The sequence below is a fragment of the Actinoplanes sp. CA-051413 genome, from assembly GCF_050955795.1.
Taxonomy (GTDB): domain Bacteria; phylum Actinomycetota; class Actinomycetes; order Mycobacteriales; family Micromonosporaceae; genus Actinoplanes.
Genome location: NZ_CP192100.1, coordinates 5091693 through 5110791 on the forward strand (window position 1 = coordinate 5091693; position 19099 = coordinate 5110791).

Genomic DNA, 19099 nt, shown 5'->3' on the forward strand with positions numbered 1-19099 from the left:
GAATTCAGCCTTGGGGGATTCGGCGCAGGGTCGATCACGGGGTGCGGTTACTGCGCACCGGCGGCGGGGGTGGGCTCGTCGTCGCTTGTGGTGTGGCGTCCCGCTGCGGGTTCGGGCGGCTTGCGGTCAGGTCAACTGCCGCACTGTGGGGTGTTCGTCGGGGGCGTTTTCCGTAGCCACCGTGCGGGGGTTCGTGCGGGGTCGGCCTTTACTTCTTGGCCATCGCCTTGAGGAAGTCTGCTTCTTTGGCTGCGTCGAGGCCTACCGGTGTGCGGTCGGGGCGTTGTGGGGCCGTACCGCCGATTTGTTGCAGCCAGGTCCACGTGTCGACGATCGTCTCGCGCACCGGGCGGATCTTCAGGCCCATGGCCTGGGCTTTCGTTACGTCGGCGCCGTGCATGAACGCGTAGTCGTTGCCGGTGAGCCAGATGGGGAGGTCCATCCAGGGTTCGATGCCGGCGTCGAGGATTGCCTGGGGGTCGGCCCAGTGCAGGTCCGCGTGGTTGCCGGTGACCTCGTTCGCTGTTTCCAGCAGCTCGGCCATCGTGGTGTGGCCGGGTGGGCTGACCACGTTGTAGGGGCCGGCGGCGCCTTGTTCCGCGGCGTCGAGCATCCAGGTGGCCAGGTCGCGGGCGTCGATGTACTGCAGTTTCAGGTCTTTCGGACCGGGCGCGAGGGTGGGTCCGCCGCGGGCGAGGCGGTTGAGCCACCAGGGGAGGCGGCCGATGTTCTCCCGGGGGCCCAGAATCAGTCCGGCGCGGGCGTGCAGGACCGGGCCGGTGAAGTTCTGCTCCGCGGCGAGTTCGGCGCCGCGTTTGGCGGCCGAGTAGTTGCCGTCGTCGTCGGAGTCGGGGGAGGCGTCGACGAGCGGGTCGTTCTCGGTGCGTGCGGGGGTGTCGGTGTCGGCGTGCACGCTGCGGCTCGAGAGGTACGTGTAGTGGCCGGCGCGGCCGTCGAGGGCCCGGGCGGCGTCGCGGACGGCGCTGGGGCGACCGGACCAGGTGTCGACGACGAGATCCCAGGTGCCGCCGGTCAGGGCGGTCAGGCCGGCGGGGGTGAGGCGGTCGCCGGTGAGGCCGGCGGTGCCCGGTGGGGGTGGCTGGTGGCCGCGGTTGAGGACGGTGACGTTGTGCCCGCGATTCTGGGCCTCGTCGATGAGGGCGGGACCGACGAACCCTGTGCCGCCGAGCACGAGCAGCTTCATGGCGTCGACGATGCCTTTTGTCGTACCCCGAGCGGAAGATGTGATCGCTGACAGCGGAACCGGGGGTGCGAGATGGCGTTGCGGGTGGACCTGACCTTCGACTGTGCGCGGGCGGTGGAGCTGGCGCAGTTCTGGAAGCTGGCGCTGGGCTATGTGGACGAGCCGCCGCCGGCGCCGTTCCGGACCCGGGAGGAGTGGGCGGCGTCGTTCGGTCCGCCGGGTGAGGACGAGGGCGGCGGGGCGTGGCTGCACGATCCGGAGGGGATCGGTCCGCGGCTGGTGTTCCTGGAGGTGCCGGAGCCGAAGGTGGCGAAGAACAGACTGCACATCGACGTACGGGTGGGCCGGTACGGCTCGCCGGAGCAGGTGTGGGAGCGGGTCGAGGCGAAGGTGGCGCAGCTGGTGGGCGCGGGTGCGTCGGTGCTGGCGGTGGACGGCACGCATCACGTGGTGCTGGCTGATCCGGAGGGCAACGAGTTCTGCGTGGCGGGCTGAGGCGCGGTTTTGTCCGCGGGGTCAGGCGCCTTTGTCGGCGGGTGAGGCGCCGAGGGGGAAGTCGGCGACGGGGTGCCAGTTGCCGCCGGGTTCGCGGGCGCCGGCGATCAGGCGGATCGCGGTGACGGTGGTGGTGATCGGCAGGTGGCGGGTGACTGCGGCGGCGGCTGCTTCGAGGGTGGGCCGGGGGTGGTCGTGGCCGATGGTGAGGTGCGGGATCGTCTCGTCGAATGCGCCGCCGTAGGGCTGGGCCTGGGGGAATCGTGCGGCTAGGGCGGCGGTGAGGGTGATGAAGGGTCGGGCCGGGGTCGGGGCGAGCCAGACCACGGTGTCGCCGAACCAGCCGATGCGGTCCAGGGTCACCTCGAAGGGGGTTTCCGTAGCGGCGATCTGGTGGATGGCGGCCAGGGTGTCGTCGTTGATCTTGTCTGGGGGCAGGAACGGGAAGACGAGGGTGATGTGGGCGCGCACGCCCCAGGAGGCGGCGCGGTCGAGGGCGGTGCGGTGGGCGCTGACGGCTGGTTCGGCGGCGGGGACCTCGATGATGAGGGCGGTGTGGGTGGGTTCCATGGGTTGATTCTTGCGGGGCGGGCTATCGGTTTTGGGTGCTGTCCGATCGGGTCGGGAAGGTCGGTATCCCGGCACTCTGCCCTCGGCGCATGGTCCGGTCCGACCATCCGCACCTGGTTTGGTCCCACCACCCGCGCCTCTGCAGGGATACCGCCTGGCCCGGCATACCGGCCAGCCCGGCTGGAGCGGCGAACCGCCCCGCCAGCAAACCGGCCAGCCTGGCACTAGCTGGGCGAAGCGCAGAACCGGCTGGCTCGTTTGCCAGCCTGGCAAACGAGCCAGCCTGGCAAACGAGCCAAGCCCTGCCGTTCGGCCGCGGGTCGCGCGGACGCGCGTCCGGCTGACTGACCGTTTCAGGGGTTGTTGCGGGGTATCCGCGGTCAACCCGCAGCTTCTCGCCCGGCTCGCTGCCCGCCGCCCACCCGTCACGCCACCTGCCGGGCTGCCCGCCGACCACCCTCGAAGCAGCCGCCGCCGCAGTCAACCGCCACCTGACGGAGCGCCGCAGGTGGCCGGCGTGCGGGCACTTCGCCGGCCACCTGCCCTCCTTCTAGTCGAGGGTGGCGCTGGGGGCGACGAAGACGATCTTGCCGTTGATCGGGGCGGTGGCGACTTCGGCGTGTACCTGCGCCACTCCGGCCAGTGGCACCCGCCGGGTCGCTGCGAGGTGCAGCTTGCCGGCGTCGAGCAGGGTCACCAGCTGGGCGAGTTGTTCGGCGTCGGGGCGGAAGAAGAGGTTGATTCCCCGTACGCCGCGGGTCTCGTCGGACGCGGCGGGCATCCACACAGTGGTGTTGACCAGCACGCCGCCGTCCCGGATTGCGGGGGCCAGGGCGGTCATCTGTTCCGGGGCGATCGGGGCGAAGTTGAGCACGACGTCGACCGGCTCGGACAGCGGCGGGATTCCGGGGCCGTGGATCTCGTCGGCACCCGCGATCTTGGCCTGTTCGGAGCTGCGGGGGCCGGTCGTGGCGATCACGTACGCGCCGGCGTTCTTGGCCAGTTGCACCGCGTAGCCGCCGACGACGCCGCCCGCGCCGTTGATCAGGACGCGCTGGCCGGTGGTCAGTTTGGCGTGGTCGAACAGGGCCTGCCATGCGGTGAGTCCGACCAGCGGTAGTCCGGCGGCGTCCACCAGCGGGACGCTCGTGGGGGCTGCCGCGAGCATCCGGGCCGGGGCGATGGCGTACTCGGCGGCCGCGCCGGTGCTGGTCAGGGGCAGGGCGCCGATCACCCGGTCGCCGATGGCGAAGCCGGTCACGTCTGCACCGAGGGCGTCGACCGTGCCGGCGAGGTCGATGCCGGGGGTGTGTGGCAGCCGGACCGGGATGGGGCCCTGCATGACGCCGGCGCGGATGTTGCCCTCGACCGGGTTGAACGATGTCGCCGCCACCCGGATCCGGACCTCGCCGGCGCCGGGGACCGGCTGGTCCGCGTCTTCGTAGCGCAGGACCTCGGGGGTGCCGTACTCGTGGAAACGTACTGCCTTCATGACGATCCTCGTCTTTCTGTATTGATCGTGCTTCGATTTTCGAAGCGATTTCAGCGTGGGTGGCTTCGAGTTCGAAGGCCCGGGTTACTGCCGGTCGGCAGAGTTGCTCCCGGCGGCCAGAGCACGGAGCTTCGCGTGGCTGGCGGAGCCGGGGACGGCTGTGAAGACCAGCAGCGTCTGGCGCTCGGCCGGACAGATCAGCAGGTGGCGATACAGTGCCAGGCCGCCCAGGGTGATGTGCCGGTAGCGCCTCGGGCGGTGCCGTACGGGCGCACTGACCTCGACGAGGTAGCGTGCCCGCGCCGACGGGTCGTTCAGCCAGCGATCGACCAGGAAAGGCGATCCGCCGGAGCGGGTGTAATCGCCGAACAGGGCGATCGCTGGACGGGTCTGCAGCAACACCTCGCCGAACCGGGAGAACACTGTCGCGGGGTGCTCCGGTAGGTGCTCGACGACGAGTTCCAGGACCGGGCTGGCTCGGTGACGGGGCCGGCCGGGTGCCGCCTCGTCAGGGCGTTGCTGGAGGAAGTGCGCCAGTATTTCCCGATCCACGTTGCTCACCGCCTTCCCGGTTCGACCACTTGAGCGTGGCGCAGAACGGCGGGCGGGTGAATGTTCTCCTTGTCCACGGTATGGCAGACCATGGATAAGAGGTTCAGGCAGCCAGGGTGATCAGCTGCCGGAGCTTCTCCGCGCTCGGCGATCCGGGTTCGGCCATGAAGACCAGCAGTTCCTGGCCCTCGTCGGGATCCACCAGCCGCCGGCTGTACAGCTCCAGTTCGCCCAGTTCCGGGTGCCGGTAGCGTTTGAGGTCGTGGTGGTGGGTGACGTCCACCTCGTGCCGCCGCCAGACCTCGGCGAACGCGGGGCTTTCCGCCAGCAGCGCGTCGACGATCTCTCCGGCGGTGCCCGCCGGATCGGTGGTGTATGCCGCCCGCAGGTCCACGGTGAAGACCCGGCCGCGTACGTCGTGGTCCTCGGGTGGATAGATGGCCCGCTGGGCCGGGTCGGTGAACCAGCGGTAGACCAGGTAGCGCGACAGGCCGTCGAAGCGGGTGTAGTCGCCGAACAGGGCCATCGCCGCCGGGGTCTGCAGGAGCGCCTCACCGAACCGGGAGAACACGATCGCGGGCGTGTCCGGGAGCTGCTCGGCGATGGTCCTGATGGCCAGACCGACCCGGTCGTCGGGCAGGGTGCGCCGCGGAGCCGCGTGCCCGCCGAGGGCGAACAGGTGTTCCCCTTCGCTCGGGCTGAGCCGTAACGCCCGGGCGAGGGCGGCCAGCATCTGCTCGGACGGCGTCGGGCCGCGCTTCTGCTCGAGCCGGCTGTAGTAGTCGGCCGACATGCCGGCCAGCACCGCGACCTCCTCGCGCCGCAGCCCACCGGTACGACGCCGGGTGCCCCGCGGGAGCCCCACTTCTTCCGGCTGCAGTGCTTCCCGGCGGGCCCGGAGGAAGTCCGCCAGCAACGCGCGGTCCATCGCTTCGTCCTGCCTCAGTCGCTCAGGCGGCGCCGGGCGCGGGGCTGGGCGGAGCGGGGCGGAGCGGCGCGCAGGTGGTCGCGGACCTGTGGCAGGTCAGCGCTCGGGCCCGGCGTCGCTTCACTCATCCCGTGATCGTAAGCGTTCGCGGTGGCCGGGCCCATCTGCGCCCGGCTCAGCTGATGAACGCTGCCCGGAAGTCGATGGTGGCGATCATCTGACCGCGGTTGTTGATCCCGACCGGCATCTCGTTGCCGGTGAGCCCCCGGGTGGTCAGGTCGATGATCTGCCGGTTGCGCCACAGCACCGGCCGGCTGGTCCCGTCCGCGGTCTGGGCGACACCCGCGAACACGCCCTTGTCGTTGACGGCGGTGGCGTTGCCGTCCGGCCCGCCGAGCGTTCCCAGCTCCACCGGCCCCAGCGGGTACGTCACCGGCCGGGTGCGTCCCAGCTCGTCGGTCGAGTACCCGGCGATGATGCCGTTGTTGTTGATGTCGTTGGGGTAGTTGCTGCCCGGGGTGGCGATGGGCCCGAAGCCGCTGGTGGAGCCGTACTGCTGGAAGCCGAGGTAGGTGTTGTCGAACATCATCAGCACCTTGGCCTCGTTGTTGATCTTTCCGGTGGTGCGGGCGGTGTTGTTTTCCGGGCCGAGCTCGGTGACGGTGCCGTTGTGCCAGATCAGGCGGCTGGTCTGGGCGCCGGTTTCGTCGACCCGGGAGACGAGGACCTGGCCTTTGTCGTTGATGTCCCAGCCGATGCTGCGGCTCTGGCCGAGGTCGGTGATGCGGCCGCGGCGCCAGATGACGGCGCGGTATTCGCCGTCCGCGTTCAGGGCGGTGCCGGCGATGGTGCCGTTTTCGTTGATGCCGTGGGCTTCGGCGTAGTGGCCGCCGGGCAGGGTGGGGAGGTCGGTGATTCTGCCGTTCCTCCAGGAGAAGGCGTGCAGCTCGCCGTCGGCGGTGAGGCTGCGGCCGACGGCTACGCCTTTGTCGTTGAGGTCGTAGACCTCGGTGGAGAGGCCGCCGAGGGTGCCGAGGTCGGTGACGGTGTATTGCCGGGGTGCTGCGGTGGCCGGTGTGGCCAGTGCGGTGGCGGCGACGGTGGCGGTGAGCACGGCAGTGAGCAGTGTTCTCATGTTTTCCCCCCGTGGGATGACAGCGAGTTGTTCCAGTGTGGACCGGGGGTGCCGGGCGGCGGGAGAGCCGATCGTCCAGGAGTGCCCTGACAGATGTCATGGGATGGTCGTGACGGTTGCCCCCCTCGGTCGTCGCCGGCAGCGCTGAGGATCGGGGTATGACAGTTACCGCGTTGCCTGAGGCCGGGATCCGCGGGTCCGGCCAGTTCGCCGTCGATCTGGAGGCGGTGGTGAAGCGTTTCGGGGCGGTCACCGCTGTGGACGGGATCAGTTTGCGGATCCGTCCGGGGGAGGTGGTGGCCCTGCTGGGGCCCAACGGTGCGGGCAAGACCAGCACGGTGGACATGCTGCTGGGCCTGTCGGCGCCGACGGAGGGCACGGCCAGGGTGTACGGCCGCCCGCCGCGTGAGGCGGTGGCGCTGGGGCTGGTGTCGGCGGTGATGCAGACCGGTGGTCTGTTGAAGGACTACACGGTCGAGGAGACCGTACGGCTGACCGCGGTCCTGTTCGGGCGGGGCCGGGCCGAGGTGACGCGGGCGCTGGAGCGGGCCGGGATCGCGGACATCGGTCAGCGGCTGGTCGGTAAGTGCTCGGGTGGCCAGCAGCAGCGGCTGCGGTTCGCGATGGCGTTGCTGCCGGATCCGGAGCTGCTGATCCTGGACGAGCCGACGACAGGGATGGACGTCGGGGGCCGGCATGACTTCTGGACGTCGATCCGCCAGGACGCGCGCGGTGGCCGTACGGTCATTTTCGCCACGCACTATCTGGAGGAGGCCGACGCGTACGCGGACCGGGTGGTCTTCGTGCGGCGGGGCCGGGTGGTGGCCGACGGTACGGCGGCCGAGGTGAAGGCGCTGGCGTCGGGCCGTACGGTCCGGGCGACGTTGCCGGGTGCCAGCGAGGCCGACCTGCGGGCACTGCCGGGGGTCGAGTCGGTGGAGCTGCGTGGTGACACCGTTTATGTGCATGCCAGCGACACCGATCAGGTGGCGCGTTATCTGCTGGCGGAGACCGCCGCCCGGGATCTGGAGATCACGTCCCGGAATTTGGAGCAGGCGTTCCTGACCCTGACCGCCGACGAGACGACGACCGCGACGACTCTGGGGAGTGCCCGATGAGCATGCCTGTTGCCCGTAGCCTGCCGCGCTTCGGCGGGTTCAGTGTCGCGATGATCGGGCTGGAGCTGAGGCGGATGGTCCGCAACAAGCGCACGGTGATCTTCACGGTGGTGTTGCCGGCGGTGTTCTTCCTGGTGTTCGGCACGAATTCGGCGTCGCGCTCGGAGCGGGTCGGCGGCGGGAACGTGACCGGTTACATCCTGGTGAGCATGGCGGTGTACGGGGCGATGCTGGCCACGACCAGCGGCGGCGCCATGGTGTCGATCGAGCGGGCGGCGGGGTGGAGCCGGCAGTTGCGGCTGACGCCGTTGCGGCCGGGGGCGTACATCGCGGTGAAGCTGGTCCTGGCGATGATGATCGGCGCGGTGTCCGTGGGCGTGACGTTCCTGGTCGGGGCACTGTCGGGGGCGCAGTTGCCGGCGTCGGCGTGGGTGGCCTGCGGGTTGCTGGCCTGGGTGTGCGCCCTGGTGTTCGCCGCGTTCGGGCTGTTCATGGGTTATCTGCTGCCCAGTGAGAACGTGATGCAGATCCTGGGCCCGGTGCTGGCGGTGCTGTCGTTCGCCGGTGGCCTGTTCGTGCCCGTTGATCAGCTGGGGCACACCTTCGCGACGATTGCGAAGTTCACCCCGGTGTACGGGGTGGGGGAGATCGCCCGGTATCCGCTGACCCACGACGGGAACCTGTGGGCCGCGGCGGCGGGTGTGGTGGTGTGGACGGCGTTGTTCGCCGCGGGCGCGATGTGGCGGTTCCGCCGGGACACGGCGCGGGTCTGAGTGAGCGGTAGCGTCACGACCATGAGCGAGGCGGAGCGGCGGGGCCGGCGCTTCGGGTGGGTCTTCGCCGGGGTGTGGCTGTTCTACCTGAAGGAGAACCTGACGGCGCTGCTGGCCCATCCGGCGGGCTGGCAGCGCGACGTGGGGCTGGCCGCACTGGCCGGCTTCGCGGCGCTGTATCTGGCCCTGGTGGCCTGGATGAGCTCGGTGCGCCGGGGCGGGCGGCCGCTGCGGGTCGTGGTGCGGCTCTGGCTGATCCTGCTGGCGTTGCTGGCACTGGCGGCGCTGCAGGTGCCCGGTGCGGGCGTGCACGCGCTGCCCTGCCTGGTGTATGTCGCGGCGTCGGCGATGGTCGGGTTGCCGATGTGGCAGGCGCTGCCGTTCGCGGGGGTGCTGCTGGTGGTGGCCGAGGTGCTGGCGTGGCGGGTGCCGGGCTGGGACGACCAGGGTTACGGACTGGCGGTGCTGCTGGGGTCGGCGGCCAGCGGCGGGTTCCGGCTGGCGGCCGAGCGGCAGTGGCGGTTGCAGGTGGCGCAGCAGGAGCTGGCGGAGATCACCCAGCGGGAGACCGCCGAGCGGGCCGTGGCCGACGAGCGGGCCCGGATCGCCGCCGACCTGCACGACATCCTGGGGCACTCGCTGACGGTGGTGACGGTCAAGGCGGAGCTGGCGCAGCGGCTGCTGGACGTGGATCTGGGCCGGGCGCGCTCGGAGCTGCGGGAGCTGGAGGCGCTGGCCCGCGACGCGTTGTCGGACGTGCGGGCGACGGCGCTGGGGGTGCGGGGGATCTCGCTGCCGGGGGAGATCGCGGCGGCGCGGGAGGCGCTGGCGGCGGCGCACGTGCGCGCGGAGCTGCCGGGGGCCACCGACGCGGTGCCCACGCGCAACCGGGAGTTGTTCGCGTGGACGATCCGGGAGGCGGTCACCAACGTGGTGCGGCACAGCCGGGCGGGGCATTGTGCGGTGCGGCTGGCGCCGCAGAGTGTGGAGATCGTCGACGACGGGCCCGGCGACGGGGCGCCGGCCGGCGACGGTCAGGGTCTGGTCGGATTGCGGCGCCGCGCTGACGCGGCGGGGGCCACGCTGACGGTCGGTCACCGTGGCGACGGGCCGGGTTTCCGGGTACGGGTGGAGGTGCCGGCATGATCCGGTTGTTGCTGGCCGACGACCAGGCGCTGGTCCGCGGGGCGATGGCGGCCCTGCTCGACATGGAGCCGGACCTGCAGGTGGTGGCCGAGGTGGGCCGGGGTGACGAGGTCGTCGACGCGGTCCGGGGTCATGACGTGGACGTGGCGCTGCTCGATGTGGAGATGCCGGGGCTGGACGGGGTCGCGGCGGCGCGGGCGTTACGGGCGGCGGTGCCGGGCTGCCGGGTGCTGATGGTGACCACGTTCGGCCGGGCCGGGTATCTGCGGCAGGCGATGGCCGCCGGCGCCAGTGGTTTCGTGGTCAAGGACACCCCGGCGCGGCAGCTGGCCGACATGGTGCGCCGGGTGCACGAGGGGCTGCGGGTGGTGGATCCGGCCCTGGCGGCGCAGTCGTTGGCGCACGGGGACTCGCCGCTGACCGAGCGGGAGAGTGATGTGCTGCGGGCGGCCCGCGACGGCGGCACGGTGGCTGACATCGCCCGGGAGCTGCGCCTGTCGGAGGGCACGGTGCGTAATCACCTGTCGTCGGTGATCGGCAAGACCGGGGCGCGTACCCGGGCCGAAGCGGTCCGCCTGGCCGTCGACAACGGCTGGCTGCTGGCCTAGGGCCCGTCCTGCCGCAGCTCGTTGCCGCCCTCGGGCGGACTTTAGGTTTTTTCGCAGTGCAACCGTCCGGCAACCGAACGCGACCGGAGTCTGCACCCAGCGCAACGAAAAGTTCCCCCTGTCAGCCGGTGAGCCGTCACCGGGCGACACACACGAGGGGGAACACACGATGTCCGCAGCCACGACGAAGACCGTCAGCCGCGAGCTGGAGCAGCTGATCCGCGAGAACATGCCGCTGGTGGGTCACCTGGTCCGGGAGATGTTGTTCAAGGTTCCCGCGCACGTGCACCGCGACGACCTGGCCTCGGCCGGATACGCGGCGCTGGTCACGGCCGCGCAGGCGTTCGACGCGGGCCGGGGCATCCCGTTCGGGCGGTTCGCCGCCGTGCGGGTCCGCGGGGCGCTGCTGGACGAGCTGCGCAGCATGGACTGGGCGAGCCGTTCGGTGCGGGCCCGGGCCCGCCGCGCGGACGTGGCGCGGCAGGAGCTGACCGCGCAGCTGGGCCGTACGCCGAGCCCGTCGGAGCTGGCCGAGCTGCTCGGGGTGGGGGTCAGCGAGCTGGCCACGGTCGACGACGACGTGCAGCGCGCGGCGGTGCTGTCGTTGCAGGGTTTCACCGCCGGGTCGGCCGAGGACATGGTCACCGAGGACTCGATGAACCCGGAGGAGACGCTGCTGCACCGCGAGCGGATCGGCTACCTGCACGACGCGGTCGCGGTGCTGCCGGAGCGGCTGCGGTTCGTGGTCGAGGCGTCGTACCTGCAGGAGCGGCCGCTGGCCGAGGTCGCCGCGGAGCTGGGCGTCACCGAGTCGCGGGTGTCGCAGCTGCGCACCGAGGCGCTGGCCCTGCTCAAGGACGGGCTGAGCACGCACATGGACCAGCAGGGCGCCGGTCCGGCCAAGGGCGACGGTTGCGTGGCGCGGCGCCGGGCGGCGTACGCGGCGCAGATCGCGGCGCGCAGCACGATGGCGTCGCGGCTGGCCGTGACCGACGTGCAGGGCATGCACACGTCGGTCGCCTACGCCGCCTGAGAAATTTGAGTTGCGGCACCGCCGGGACCGCGTCAGAGTGGTTCCCGAGCACCTGCCGCCGAGCCCGAGGAGTCGTCACCTCCGTGTGATACCGACCCGACCCGTGCACGCGCCGCCCTTCGCTGGTCGCGCGCGGGTCGCCGTACCCCTGTCGGTATCGGTCCCTGGAGGACTCCTTGTTGAAAGCCGCTTCGATCAGCCGCGCCCACGACGGTGATCTGCTCTTCTCCGACCTCGACCTGATCGTCGGTCCCGGCGACCGCATCGGTGTCGTCGGCCCCAACGGGGCCGGCAAAACGACGCTGCTGCGCGTGCTCGCCGGCGAGCTCATCCCGACCTCCGGCAGTGTCACCCGCGCCCCCGGCACCCGGGTCGGGTACGTGCCGCAGCAGGTCGCCGACCCGCAGGGCACCGTCGGGGAGTTCCTCACCGGCGGGCTCGGTGAGCTCGCCTCCGTCACCGAACGGCTGCGGCAGCTGGAGACCGCGCTCGAGCGCGGCGCCGACGTCCTCGACGAGTACGGCCAGGTCCAGGAACGCTGGACGGCCCTCGAAGGCTGGACCGGCGAGACCCGGCTGACCGAGATCCGCCAGCGTCTCGACATCGACCACCTGCCCGCCGACCTGCGCCTGAGCGAGGTCAGCGGCGGTGAGCAGGCCCGGCTGCTGCTGGCCCGGGCCCTGCTGGACGCCCCCGGGCTGCTGCTGCTCGACGAACCCACCAACCACCTCGACGCCGAGGGCGCCGCCTGGCTCGGTGACTGGCTGCGCGACTTCCGCGGCGGGGTGCTGGCGGTCAGCCACGACCGGGCGTTCCTGGACGCCGTGGTCACCCACGTCGTCGAGCTCGACGGCATCCACGAGCAGCCCCAGGACTATCCCGGCTGCGGCTACACCGCCTACCGGCAGGAGAAGGCCCGCCGCTGGCAGCGGCTGCTGCTGGACTACGAGGCGCAGGAGAAGGACCGGATCCGCTGGGAACAGGACATCGAACGCACCAAGCAGCAGGCCCGGTTCGTCGAGACGACCGTCCGGTCCGGGGTCGAGGCGCCGCACCTGCGCCGCATCGCCAAGAAGGTGGCGCAGAAGGCCAAAGCCCGCGAGCGGCGGCTGCGCCGGCAGATGGAGTCGGCCCGGTGGATCGCCGAGCCGCGGACCCGCCCGCCGCTGACCCTGGCGTTCCCGGCCGACGAGCGCGCCGACCGCGACAGGGTGCTGGCCGTGCACGACCTGACCGTCAAGCTCGGTGACCGGACCCTGCTCGACGGCGTCGATCTGGACGTGCGGCGCGGCGACCGGATCCTGATCACCGGCCGCAACGGCGCCGGCAAGACCACCCTGCTGCGGGCGATCGCCGAGCACACCGAGGTGGAGCTGGCGGTGCTGCCGCAGACCTCCGACGGGCTGCGCACGGGCACGACGGTGCTGGACTTCTTCCGGTCCCGGGTGCCGGTGTACGCCGAGGACGCCGAACGGCTGCTGGCCGGGCACCAGTTCGGGCCCGACCAGTGGGGTGCGAGCCTGCGGAGCCTGTCCGCCGGGGAGCTGCGGCGGCTGCTGCTGGCCGTCATGGTCAACAGCCCGGCGCGGATCCTGCTGCTCGACGAGCCGACCAACTTCCTGGACTTCGACGCGCTGGAGGTCATCGAGCAGGCGCTGCGCGCGTACCGGGGGACGCTTTTGACCGTGACCCACGACCGGTACTTCGCCGGCGCCGTCGGGCACACCCGTACCTGGCATGTCGCGGACGGTCAGGTGCGTCAGAGCTGACACGATGGTCGCCATGTCGACGCTGATCCCCAGGCAGAGCGCAGGCGCGGTCACCGTCGGCGGCAGCGCCGAACAGGTCACCGAGGCGTGGCTGGCCAACCGGCGGCTGTCGGCGCACACCCGCGACGCGTACCGGCGTGACGTCGCGGCGTGGCTGGCATGGTGCGCGCAGCGCGAGGTGGAGCCGCTGCGGGCGTCGTTCCTGGACGTCAACGCGTACGCCCGGGGCCTGGAGGCGCAGTCGCTGGCGCCGGCGACGGTGGCGCGCAAACTGTCCGGGCTGTCCAGCTGGTACGACTTCCTGGTCAAGCTGCGCGCGATCGACGCGAACCCGGTCGGTGGCGCGGACCGGCCGCCGGTCTCACGGGACCACTCCGCCACTGTCGGGCTGTCACCGGAGGAGGTCGACGCGTTGCTGGGCGCGGTCGAGGCCGAGACCGGGCCGGCGGCGCTGCGGCACCGGGCGGCTGTCGCGCTGCTGGCCGACCTGGGTCTGCGCGTCGGTGAGCTGGTCGGCCTCGACGTCGCCGACGTCGGTGTCGAGCGCGGGCATCGCAGTGTGCGGTTCATCGGCAAGGGCGGCAAGCCGCGGCGGCGGGCGCTGACCCCGTACGCGGCGGCCGCGCTGGACGCCTACCTCGATCAGCGCGCCGCGGCCGAGGCCACCACCGCCGACCGGCTCGACGGGCCGCTGCTGGTCACCGCCACCGGCGCCCGCATCGACCGGCACGCCGTCTTCCGGCTGGTGCGGCGCCTGGCCCGCGACGCGGGCATCGCCGGATGGGCGCGGCTGTCGCCGCACTCGCTGCGGCACGCCTTCGCCACCACCGCCCGCGCCGAGGGGGTGCCCCTTGAAGACGTGCAGGACGCGATGGGTCACGCCGACCCCCGCACCACCCGCCGCTACGACCGCGACCGGCACAACCTCGACCGTGACCCCGCTTACACCATCGCCGCGGCGCGGGTCAGGCGCAGCGCTGGCTGAGCGACCGCCTATCCTCGACCGCGGTCAGGCAACGATCAAGGGACGAGGTCGGGTTGAACATCTTCGAAGCGGTGCTGCTGGGTGCGGTGGAGGGCTTCACCGAGTTCCTCCCGATCTCCAGCACGGGCCATCTGACCATCGTGGAGAAGCTGCTCGGCTACCAGATCGACGCGCCGGACATCACCGCGTTCACGGCGATCATCCAGTCCGGCGCGGTCATCGCCACCGTCATCTTCCTGCGCAAGGACATCGCCCGGATCATTTCCGCCTGGGTCCGGGGCGTGCTCAACAGCGAGCAGCGCGACGACCCCGACTACCGCTTCGGCTGGGCCGTGATCCTGGGCTCGATCCCGATCGGCATCGTCGGGCTGCTGTTCCAGGACACCATCGAGAGCACCCTGCGCAGCCTGTGGTTCGTCGCCGGGGCGCTGATCCTGTGGAGCGGCGTGATGGCGTTCGCCGACCACGCCGCCACCCAGGTCCGCCACGAACAGGACGTGACCTGGAAGGACACCCTGATCATCGGGGTGGTGCAGTGCCTGTCGCTGATCCCCGGCGTGTCGCGCTCCGGGGCGACGATGTCCGCCGGCCTGCTGCGTGACTTCGACCGGGTGACGGTCACCAAACTGTCGTTCTTCCTGTCGATCCCGGCGCTGCTGGCCGCGAGCGTGCTGCAGACCGTCACCGAGTACGACAACATCTCGGCCGACAACGGCGGTGTCGGCTGGCTCCCCACGATCGTCGCGACGCTGGTCAGCTTCATCGTCGGCTGGTTCGCCGTGTCGTGGCTGCTGAAGTTCATCGCCCGGCACTCGTACAGCATCTTCATCGGCTACCGGCTGGTGCTGGGCTCGCTGCTGATGGTGCTGCTGGCCACGAACGTCATCCAGCCGAAGTGAACGAACCGGCGGCCCGAGCCGTCGCGTACGTGCGCGGGCTCGGCGCCGCCGGAGCCCTGCCGGTGCCCGGCGCCCGGATCACGGTCGGTTTCCACCCGGACCGGCTGCTCGCCGACGGGCGTACCGTCGCCGAGCACCTGGCCCGCGACCGGGTGTACCGCAGCCAGTTCGAGACCGGCATCTCCAACGGCGGGCTCACCGCGTACGCCGGCGGGGACCGGGAACGCTGGGAACGGCGGATGTTCGCCGGCGCGTACCCGCCGGAGCTGGCCGGCGGCCGGCCCGTCTACGGCGGGCTCAACCTGGCCGGGCACCTCGACGGGGCGTCACCGCGGTTCGGCAGCTGCCACCTGGTGCTGCGGCCCGAGGTGAACGCGCGGGCCACGTTCAGCCACGGCGACAGCGTCACCGAACCCACGGTGGTCGGCACCGCGGACACCTTCGGCGGCATCTGGGCGGCGCTGCTCGAGCAGGTCGCCCGTACCGGATCAGCTCTGGGACTGACCGCGGACAACCCGCAGGCCTGGGTGGCCTCGCTGACCCGGCCGCGCACGAGCGCCGGCCGGGCCCTCGACGACTACGTCGAGGCGCAGATCCACGGCGGGCTCGACCTGGACGCCGACGTCGAGGCCGTCGTGGCCGACCCCAGCCTTACCGGTACGCCCACCGCCGCGCACCTGGCGCAGCTGGCCCCACTGCGTCACCACCCCGGCTTTGTCCTGCCCGCCGCGGACTTCCCCGACGACGTGCGGGGGCCGCAGGCGGCCGCGCTGGCCCGCAGCCTGGGACCGCCGCTGATCGACGCCGCCGTCATCGGGCACGCGGCCCGGCAGGCGAGGGACGCCGAGACGCTGCAACTGTGCAAGTACCTGTGGCACATCCTGGTGCTGCTCGGCCGGCCAGCTGCGCCCGCGGGGTGAGGAAATCCGCTGTCGGTTGTCGCAGGGGGGGTGGTACAAAGCCGCGGTGGAAAACACTCTTGCGTTCGCTGACCTGTTGCGGCTGATGGACGAACGATCGACCGCTTTCGGGACGGCGGTCGCCGCGGCACCCAGCCTCGACCTGCAGGTGCCGACCTGCCCCGAGTGGACACTGTTCGACCTGGTCCAGCACCTGGGCGACGGACGCCGCAGGTGGGCCGCCACCGTGGCCGCGGGGCCCGCCGACGCTCCGCCGGCGATGACGGCCCCGGAGGCGCCCCGGGAACGCGAGGCCCTGCTGGCCTGGTTCACCGCGTCGACGCAGGAACTGCTGGACGCGCTGCGGGAGGCCGGCCCGGACCGCGGTTGCTGGACGTGGTGGGGTCCGTCGCAGTCGCCGCAGACCACCGGTGCCGTCGCCCGGCACCAGCTCCAGCAGGTCGCCGTGCACACCTACGACGCCCAGGTCACCGTGGGCGCCCCGCAGCCGTTGCCGGAGGAGGTGGCCCTCGACGGCGTCGACGAGTTCGTGACCACCTGCGTCGCGAACACGGCCGCGTGGCCGCACAAGCCCGCGGTCATCGACTACCACGCCACCGAGGGCCGTTCCTGGCGGCTCTGGTTCTCCGCCGACGGCGCCCGGGCGGCCCGCCTCACCACGCCGGCGGCCGACGTGGACCCTGGGGTGGCCTATGCCTCCGCCCGGGGCACGGCCCATGAGCTGGTGATGTTCTGCTACGGCCGCATCGCGATGGACTCGCTGCAGCTCGACGGCGACCGGCAGGTCTTCGACCAGCTGATCGCCTGGGAGCCGGAGGACTAGGACGCGACGACGGACCCCCGCATCTCAGACGGACGGGTCCCAGGCGATGAGCTGCTCGAAGATGCGGCGGTCGCCACCGAGGTCCAGGGAATCCAGCGGGATGCGGCCGTAGAACATCAGTACCAGGTCACTGGCCGTGCCCCGGGCGGAGACGTCGGCCACGTCCGGGTGCTCGCCGGCAACGGGCGTGAGATGGGCTACCTGTGCTCCTTCGGGGGAGAGCCGCAGGCGCCAGGAACGGCCCTCGGTGGCGTGGTAGTCGACGACGGCGGGTTCGTGTGGCCAGGCGACCGTCGTCGCGCAGAGGGTGAACTGGCAGTCATCGAAACCGTCGACGGCGACCTCTTCCGCCAGCGGCTGCGGGGCACCGACGGTGAGCTGGGCGTCGTAGGTGTGCACCGCGATCTCGGGGACCTGTCGCCGCGCCCAGGCGCCCGAGGTCTGCGGTGACGGCGAGTCGTCCCACCACGTCCAGCAACCGCGGTCCGGGCCGGCCTCCCGCAGCGCGTCCAGCAGTTCCTGCGTCGACGCGGTGAACCAGGCCAGCAGGGCCTCGCGTTCCCGGGGCGCCTCCGGGGCCGTCATCGCCGGCGGAGCGTCGGCGGGCCCCGCGGCGACGATGGCGGCTGATTTGCGGCGGCCCGTCCCCACGTGTTGCACAAGATCGAACAGCGTCCGCCCGGGATGGGTCGGGACCTGCAGGTCGAGGCTGGGTGCCGCGGCGACCGCCGCCCGGAAGGCGGCCGACCGTTCGTCGATCAGCCGCAGATGATCAGGGAATGTCAGGGTCTTGTGCACCGCGGCTTTCTACCACTGTGCGGCGACGACCGGACAGCGGTTATCGCAGCAGCTCAGCCGGCCAGGCCCAGCGCGGCCCGGACCAGTTCCAGCGCCGCCTGCGGCGTCAGGCCCAGCGCGGTGACCTGCTCGGCGTAGCGTTGCGCGGCTTTCTGCGCCGCCGCCGGGGTCTGCGCCGCCCGGGCGGTGATCACCGTGCCGGCCCGGCCGCGGGTCTCGACCAGCCCGGCCTGCTCCAGCTCCCGGTAGGCGCGGGCGACGGTGTTCGCGGCCAGGCCCAGCTCGGTGGCGAGCTGCCGCACCGGCGGCAGCTTCGCGCCGGCCGTCAGCGCACCGGCGGCGGCCAGCTCGGCGATGCGCAACCGCACCTGCTCGTACGGCGGCACCGCCGAGTCCGCGTCGATCACGATGTCCACCGCAGCCCCCGGGTTCGGCTCAGAGCAGCCGCGGCGGCGTGTTGCCGGCCGCGACGATGGCCCGGCGCATCGGGACCATCGCCAGCAGGATGCCACCGACGATGAAGAACACCACCAGCGACACGAGCCCGATGCGGTAGCTGTTGGTCAGCTGGAACACCAGCCCGAAGGCCAGCGGCCCCAGCCAGCTGGTGCCCTTGTCGCTGATCTCGTAGAAGCCGTAGTACTCGCCCTCGCGGCCGTCGGGGATCAGCTGGCTGAACAGCGAACGGCTCAGCGCCTGGCTGCCGCCCATGACCAGGCCGATCGCGACGCCCAGCAGCATGAACGGCAGCGGCTCACCCTCGGGCAGCCAGAACGCGGCCAGGATGACCCCGAGCCAGCCGACCAGGGCGATCAGCACCGTCTTGCGGGCACCGATCCGCTCGGCGACCGCGCCCAGCAGCAGCGCCCCGCCGAACGCCAGGAACTGCACGATCAGGATCGTCACGATCAGCGCGCTCTGCGGCAGGTTCAGCTCCTCGGTGCCGAACTGGCTGGCCAGGGCGATGACCGTCTGGATGCCGTCGTTGTAGATCAGGAACGCGAGCAGGAAGAACAACGTCAACGGGTACGCCCGCAGGCTGCGGATGGTGCTGCCGAGCTGGCGGAAGCCGTCGGTGAGCACGTTCCCGCCCGCCGTACCGGCCTCGGCGCTGGGGTGCTCACGCAGCCGGCGCAGCGGCACCAGGGTGAACACCGCCCACCAGACGCCGGCCGACACGATGCACCAGCGGGCCAGGTCCAGGGTGCGCTGGTCGTCGCCTTCAATGGTGAGCCAGGTGACCACGGCCAGGTTGAGCAGCAGCAGGACCCCGCCGCCGAGGTAGCCCAGCGCCCAGCCGCGGCTGGACACCTTGTCGCGTTCGTCAGGGCCGGCCAGCCGCGGCAGGAACGAGTTGTAGACGACCACCGACGCGCCGAACGCGATGTTCGCGACGATGAACAGCAGCCCGCCCAGCAGGTACCGCTCGCCGGTCACGAACGCCATCGCGATGGTCGCGCCGGAGCCGAGGAACGCCGCGGCGGCCAGCAGCGGCTTCTTACGTTCGGCCCGGTCGGCGACCGCGCCCATCACCGGCAGCACGAACACGGTCAGCAGCACCGACAGCGACACCAGGTACGGGAAGTAGGAGCCGGCGGCGATGCTGATGCCGAACGGGTGCACCCGCGCGTCGCAGTCGTCGGCGCCCAGCGCGCACCCGGCGGCCTGCTCGGTGACGCTGGTCAGGAACGGCCCCAGGAACACCGTGATGACGGTGGTGGAGAAGGCGGACATCGCCCAGTCGTAGAAGTACCAGCCGGTACGTTCACGCCGGTTGCTCACCGGGACGGTGGAGGCGGTCATCAGGGTGGCTCCAGGCGGAAGGCGGGGGGACGGCGCGCTGATGATGCC

20 protein-coding genes are annotated in these 19099 nt (G+C 71.6%); 11 read left to right on the forward strand and 9 right to left on the reverse strand.

The features are described from left to right. Positions 1–208: 208 nt before the first annotated feature. Positions 209–1204 (reverse strand): NAD-dependent epimerase/dehydratase family protein, encoded by a 996-nt coding sequence (locus tag ACQP2Y_RS24020; protein WP_433717043.1) that lies wholly within the window; start codon positions 1202–1204, stop codon positions 209–211. A gap of 72 nt (positions 1205–1276) precedes the next feature. Here ACQP2Y_RS24020 and ACQP2Y_RS24025 point away from each other — a divergent pair, with 72 nt between their 5' ends. Next, complete coding sequence (locus tag ACQP2Y_RS24025) at positions 1277–1699, forward strand: VOC family protein (protein WP_433717045.1); 423 nt, start codon at positions 1277–1279, stop codon at positions 1697–1699. Between the two features lie 21 nt (positions 1700–1720). Here ACQP2Y_RS24025 and ACQP2Y_RS24030 read toward each other — a convergent pair whose 3' ends face one another. The 5 genes from ACQP2Y_RS24030 to ACQP2Y_RS24050 all read right to left on the reverse strand — a co-directional run bounded on the left by ACQP2Y_RS24030 (position 1721) and on the right by ACQP2Y_RS24050 (position 6376). Further along, positions 1721–2269: a 2'-5' RNA ligase family protein gene (locus ACQP2Y_RS24030; RefSeq protein ID WP_433717047.1), complete on the reverse strand. Its 549-nt coding sequence runs from the start codon at positions 2267–2269 to the stop codon at positions 1721–1723. Between the two features lie 550 nt (positions 2270–2819). Beyond that, positions 2820–3761 carry an NADP-dependent oxidoreductase gene (locus ACQP2Y_RS24035; RefSeq protein ID WP_433717049.1) on the reverse strand — a complete coding sequence of 314 codons (942 nt, stop codon included), beginning with the start codon at positions 3759–3761 and terminating at the stop codon, positions 2820–2822. 84 nt (positions 3762–3845) lie between these two features. Next, positions 3846–4322: a hypothetical protein gene (locus tag ACQP2Y_RS24040; protein WP_433717051.1), complete on the reverse strand. Its 477-nt coding sequence runs from the start codon at positions 4320–4322 to the stop codon at positions 3846–3848. A 94-nt stretch (positions 4323–4416) separates the two neighbouring features. Continuing rightward, a complete protein-coding gene (locus tag ACQP2Y_RS24045) occupies positions 4417–5241 on the reverse strand; it encodes a helix-turn-helix domain-containing protein (RefSeq protein WP_433717053.1) in 825 nt (274 codons plus the stop codon). Between the two features lie 175 nt (positions 5242–5416). After that, positions 5417–6376: a hypothetical protein gene (locus ACQP2Y_RS24050; RefSeq protein ID WP_433717055.1), complete on the reverse strand. Its 960-nt coding sequence runs from the start codon at positions 6374–6376 to the stop codon at positions 5417–5419. A gap of 158 nt (positions 6377–6534) precedes the next feature. Between ACQP2Y_RS24050 and ACQP2Y_RS24055 the strand changes: the two genes are divergently transcribed. The 10 genes from ACQP2Y_RS24055 to ACQP2Y_RS24100 all read left to right on the forward strand — a co-directional run bounded on the left by ACQP2Y_RS24055 (position 6535) and on the right by ACQP2Y_RS24100 (position 16450). Beyond that, positions 6535–7494: an ABC transporter ATP-binding protein gene (locus tag ACQP2Y_RS24055; protein ID WP_433717057.1), complete on the forward strand. Its 960-nt coding sequence runs from the start codon at positions 6535–6537 to the stop codon at positions 7492–7494. Beyond that, entirely contained in the window at positions 7491–8267 is a 777-nt protein-coding gene (locus tag ACQP2Y_RS24060) for an ABC transporter permease (protein ID WP_433717059.1), read from the forward strand. Before ACQP2Y_RS24055 ends, ACQP2Y_RS24060 begins: the two co-directional genes overlap by 4 nt. A 21-nt stretch (positions 8268–8288) precedes the next feature. Further along, the gene (locus tag ACQP2Y_RS24065; protein WP_433717062.1) at positions 8289–9413 is read left to right on the forward strand and encodes a sensor histidine kinase; all 1125 of its coding nucleotides are present in this window, start codon (positions 8289–8291) and stop codon (positions 9411–9413) included. Continuing rightward, on the forward strand, positions 9410–10021 hold the full coding sequence (locus ACQP2Y_RS24070) for a response regulator transcription factor (RefSeq protein WP_360552176.1): 612 nt from the start codon (positions 9410–9412) through the stop codon (positions 10019–10021). The genes ACQP2Y_RS24065 and ACQP2Y_RS24070 overlap by 4 nt, the downstream gene beginning before the upstream one ends. 169 nt (positions 10022–10190) lie before the next feature. Continuing rightward, positions 10191–11054, forward strand: coding sequence for a sigma-70 family RNA polymerase sigma factor (locus ACQP2Y_RS24075; RefSeq protein ID WP_433717065.1), 864 nt, complete (start codon positions 10191–10193; stop codon positions 11052–11054). 179 nt (positions 11055–11233) lie between these two features. Beyond that, positions 11234–12823, forward strand: coding sequence for an ABC-F family ATP-binding cassette domain-containing protein (locus tag ACQP2Y_RS24080; protein WP_433717068.1), 1590 nt, complete (start codon positions 11234–11236; stop codon positions 12821–12823). A 13-nt stretch (positions 12824–12836) separates the two neighbouring features. Next, positions 12837–13808 (forward strand): tyrosine-type recombinase/integrase, encoded by a 972-nt coding sequence (locus ACQP2Y_RS24085; protein WP_433717070.1) that lies wholly within the window; start codon positions 12837–12839, stop codon positions 13806–13808. A 53-nt stretch (positions 13809–13861) separates the two neighbouring features. Further along, on the forward strand, positions 13862–14707 hold the full coding sequence (locus ACQP2Y_RS24090; protein ID WP_433717072.1) for an undecaprenyl-diphosphate phosphatase: 846 nt from the start codon (positions 13862–13864) through the stop codon (positions 14705–14707). Beyond that, entirely contained in the window at positions 14704–15627 is a 924-nt protein-coding gene (locus tag ACQP2Y_RS24095; protein ID WP_433717074.1) for a DUF3626 domain-containing protein, read from the forward strand. Before ACQP2Y_RS24090 ends, ACQP2Y_RS24095 begins: the two co-directional genes overlap by 4 nt. A 46-nt stretch (positions 15628–15673) precedes the next feature. Then, positions 15674–16450, forward strand: coding sequence for a maleylpyruvate isomerase family mycothiol-dependent enzyme (locus ACQP2Y_RS24100; protein WP_433717076.1), 777 nt, complete (start codon positions 15674–15676; stop codon positions 16448–16450). A 24-nt stretch (positions 16451–16474) separates the two neighbouring features. Here ACQP2Y_RS24100 and ACQP2Y_RS24105 read toward each other — a convergent pair whose 3' ends face one another. From ACQP2Y_RS24105 to ACQP2Y_RS24115, 3 genes are read right to left on the reverse strand one after another with little or no spacing between them, the layout of a single operon-like run. After that, entirely contained in the window at positions 16475–17248 is a 774-nt protein-coding gene (locus tag ACQP2Y_RS24105) for a maleylpyruvate isomerase family mycothiol-dependent enzyme (protein WP_433717078.1), read from the reverse strand. A 53-nt stretch (positions 17249–17301) separates the two neighbouring features. Continuing rightward, complete coding sequence (locus ACQP2Y_RS24110; RefSeq protein ID WP_433717080.1) at positions 17302–17664, reverse strand: GntR family transcriptional regulator; 363 nt, start codon at positions 17662–17664, stop codon at positions 17302–17304. Between the two features lie 19 nt (positions 17665–17683). Beyond that, the gene (locus tag ACQP2Y_RS24115) at positions 17684–19051 is read right to left on the reverse strand and encodes an MFS transporter (protein ID WP_433717082.1); all 1368 of its coding nucleotides are present in this window, start codon (positions 19049–19051) and stop codon (positions 17684–17686) included. Between the last annotated feature and the right edge of the window lie 48 nt (positions 19052–19099).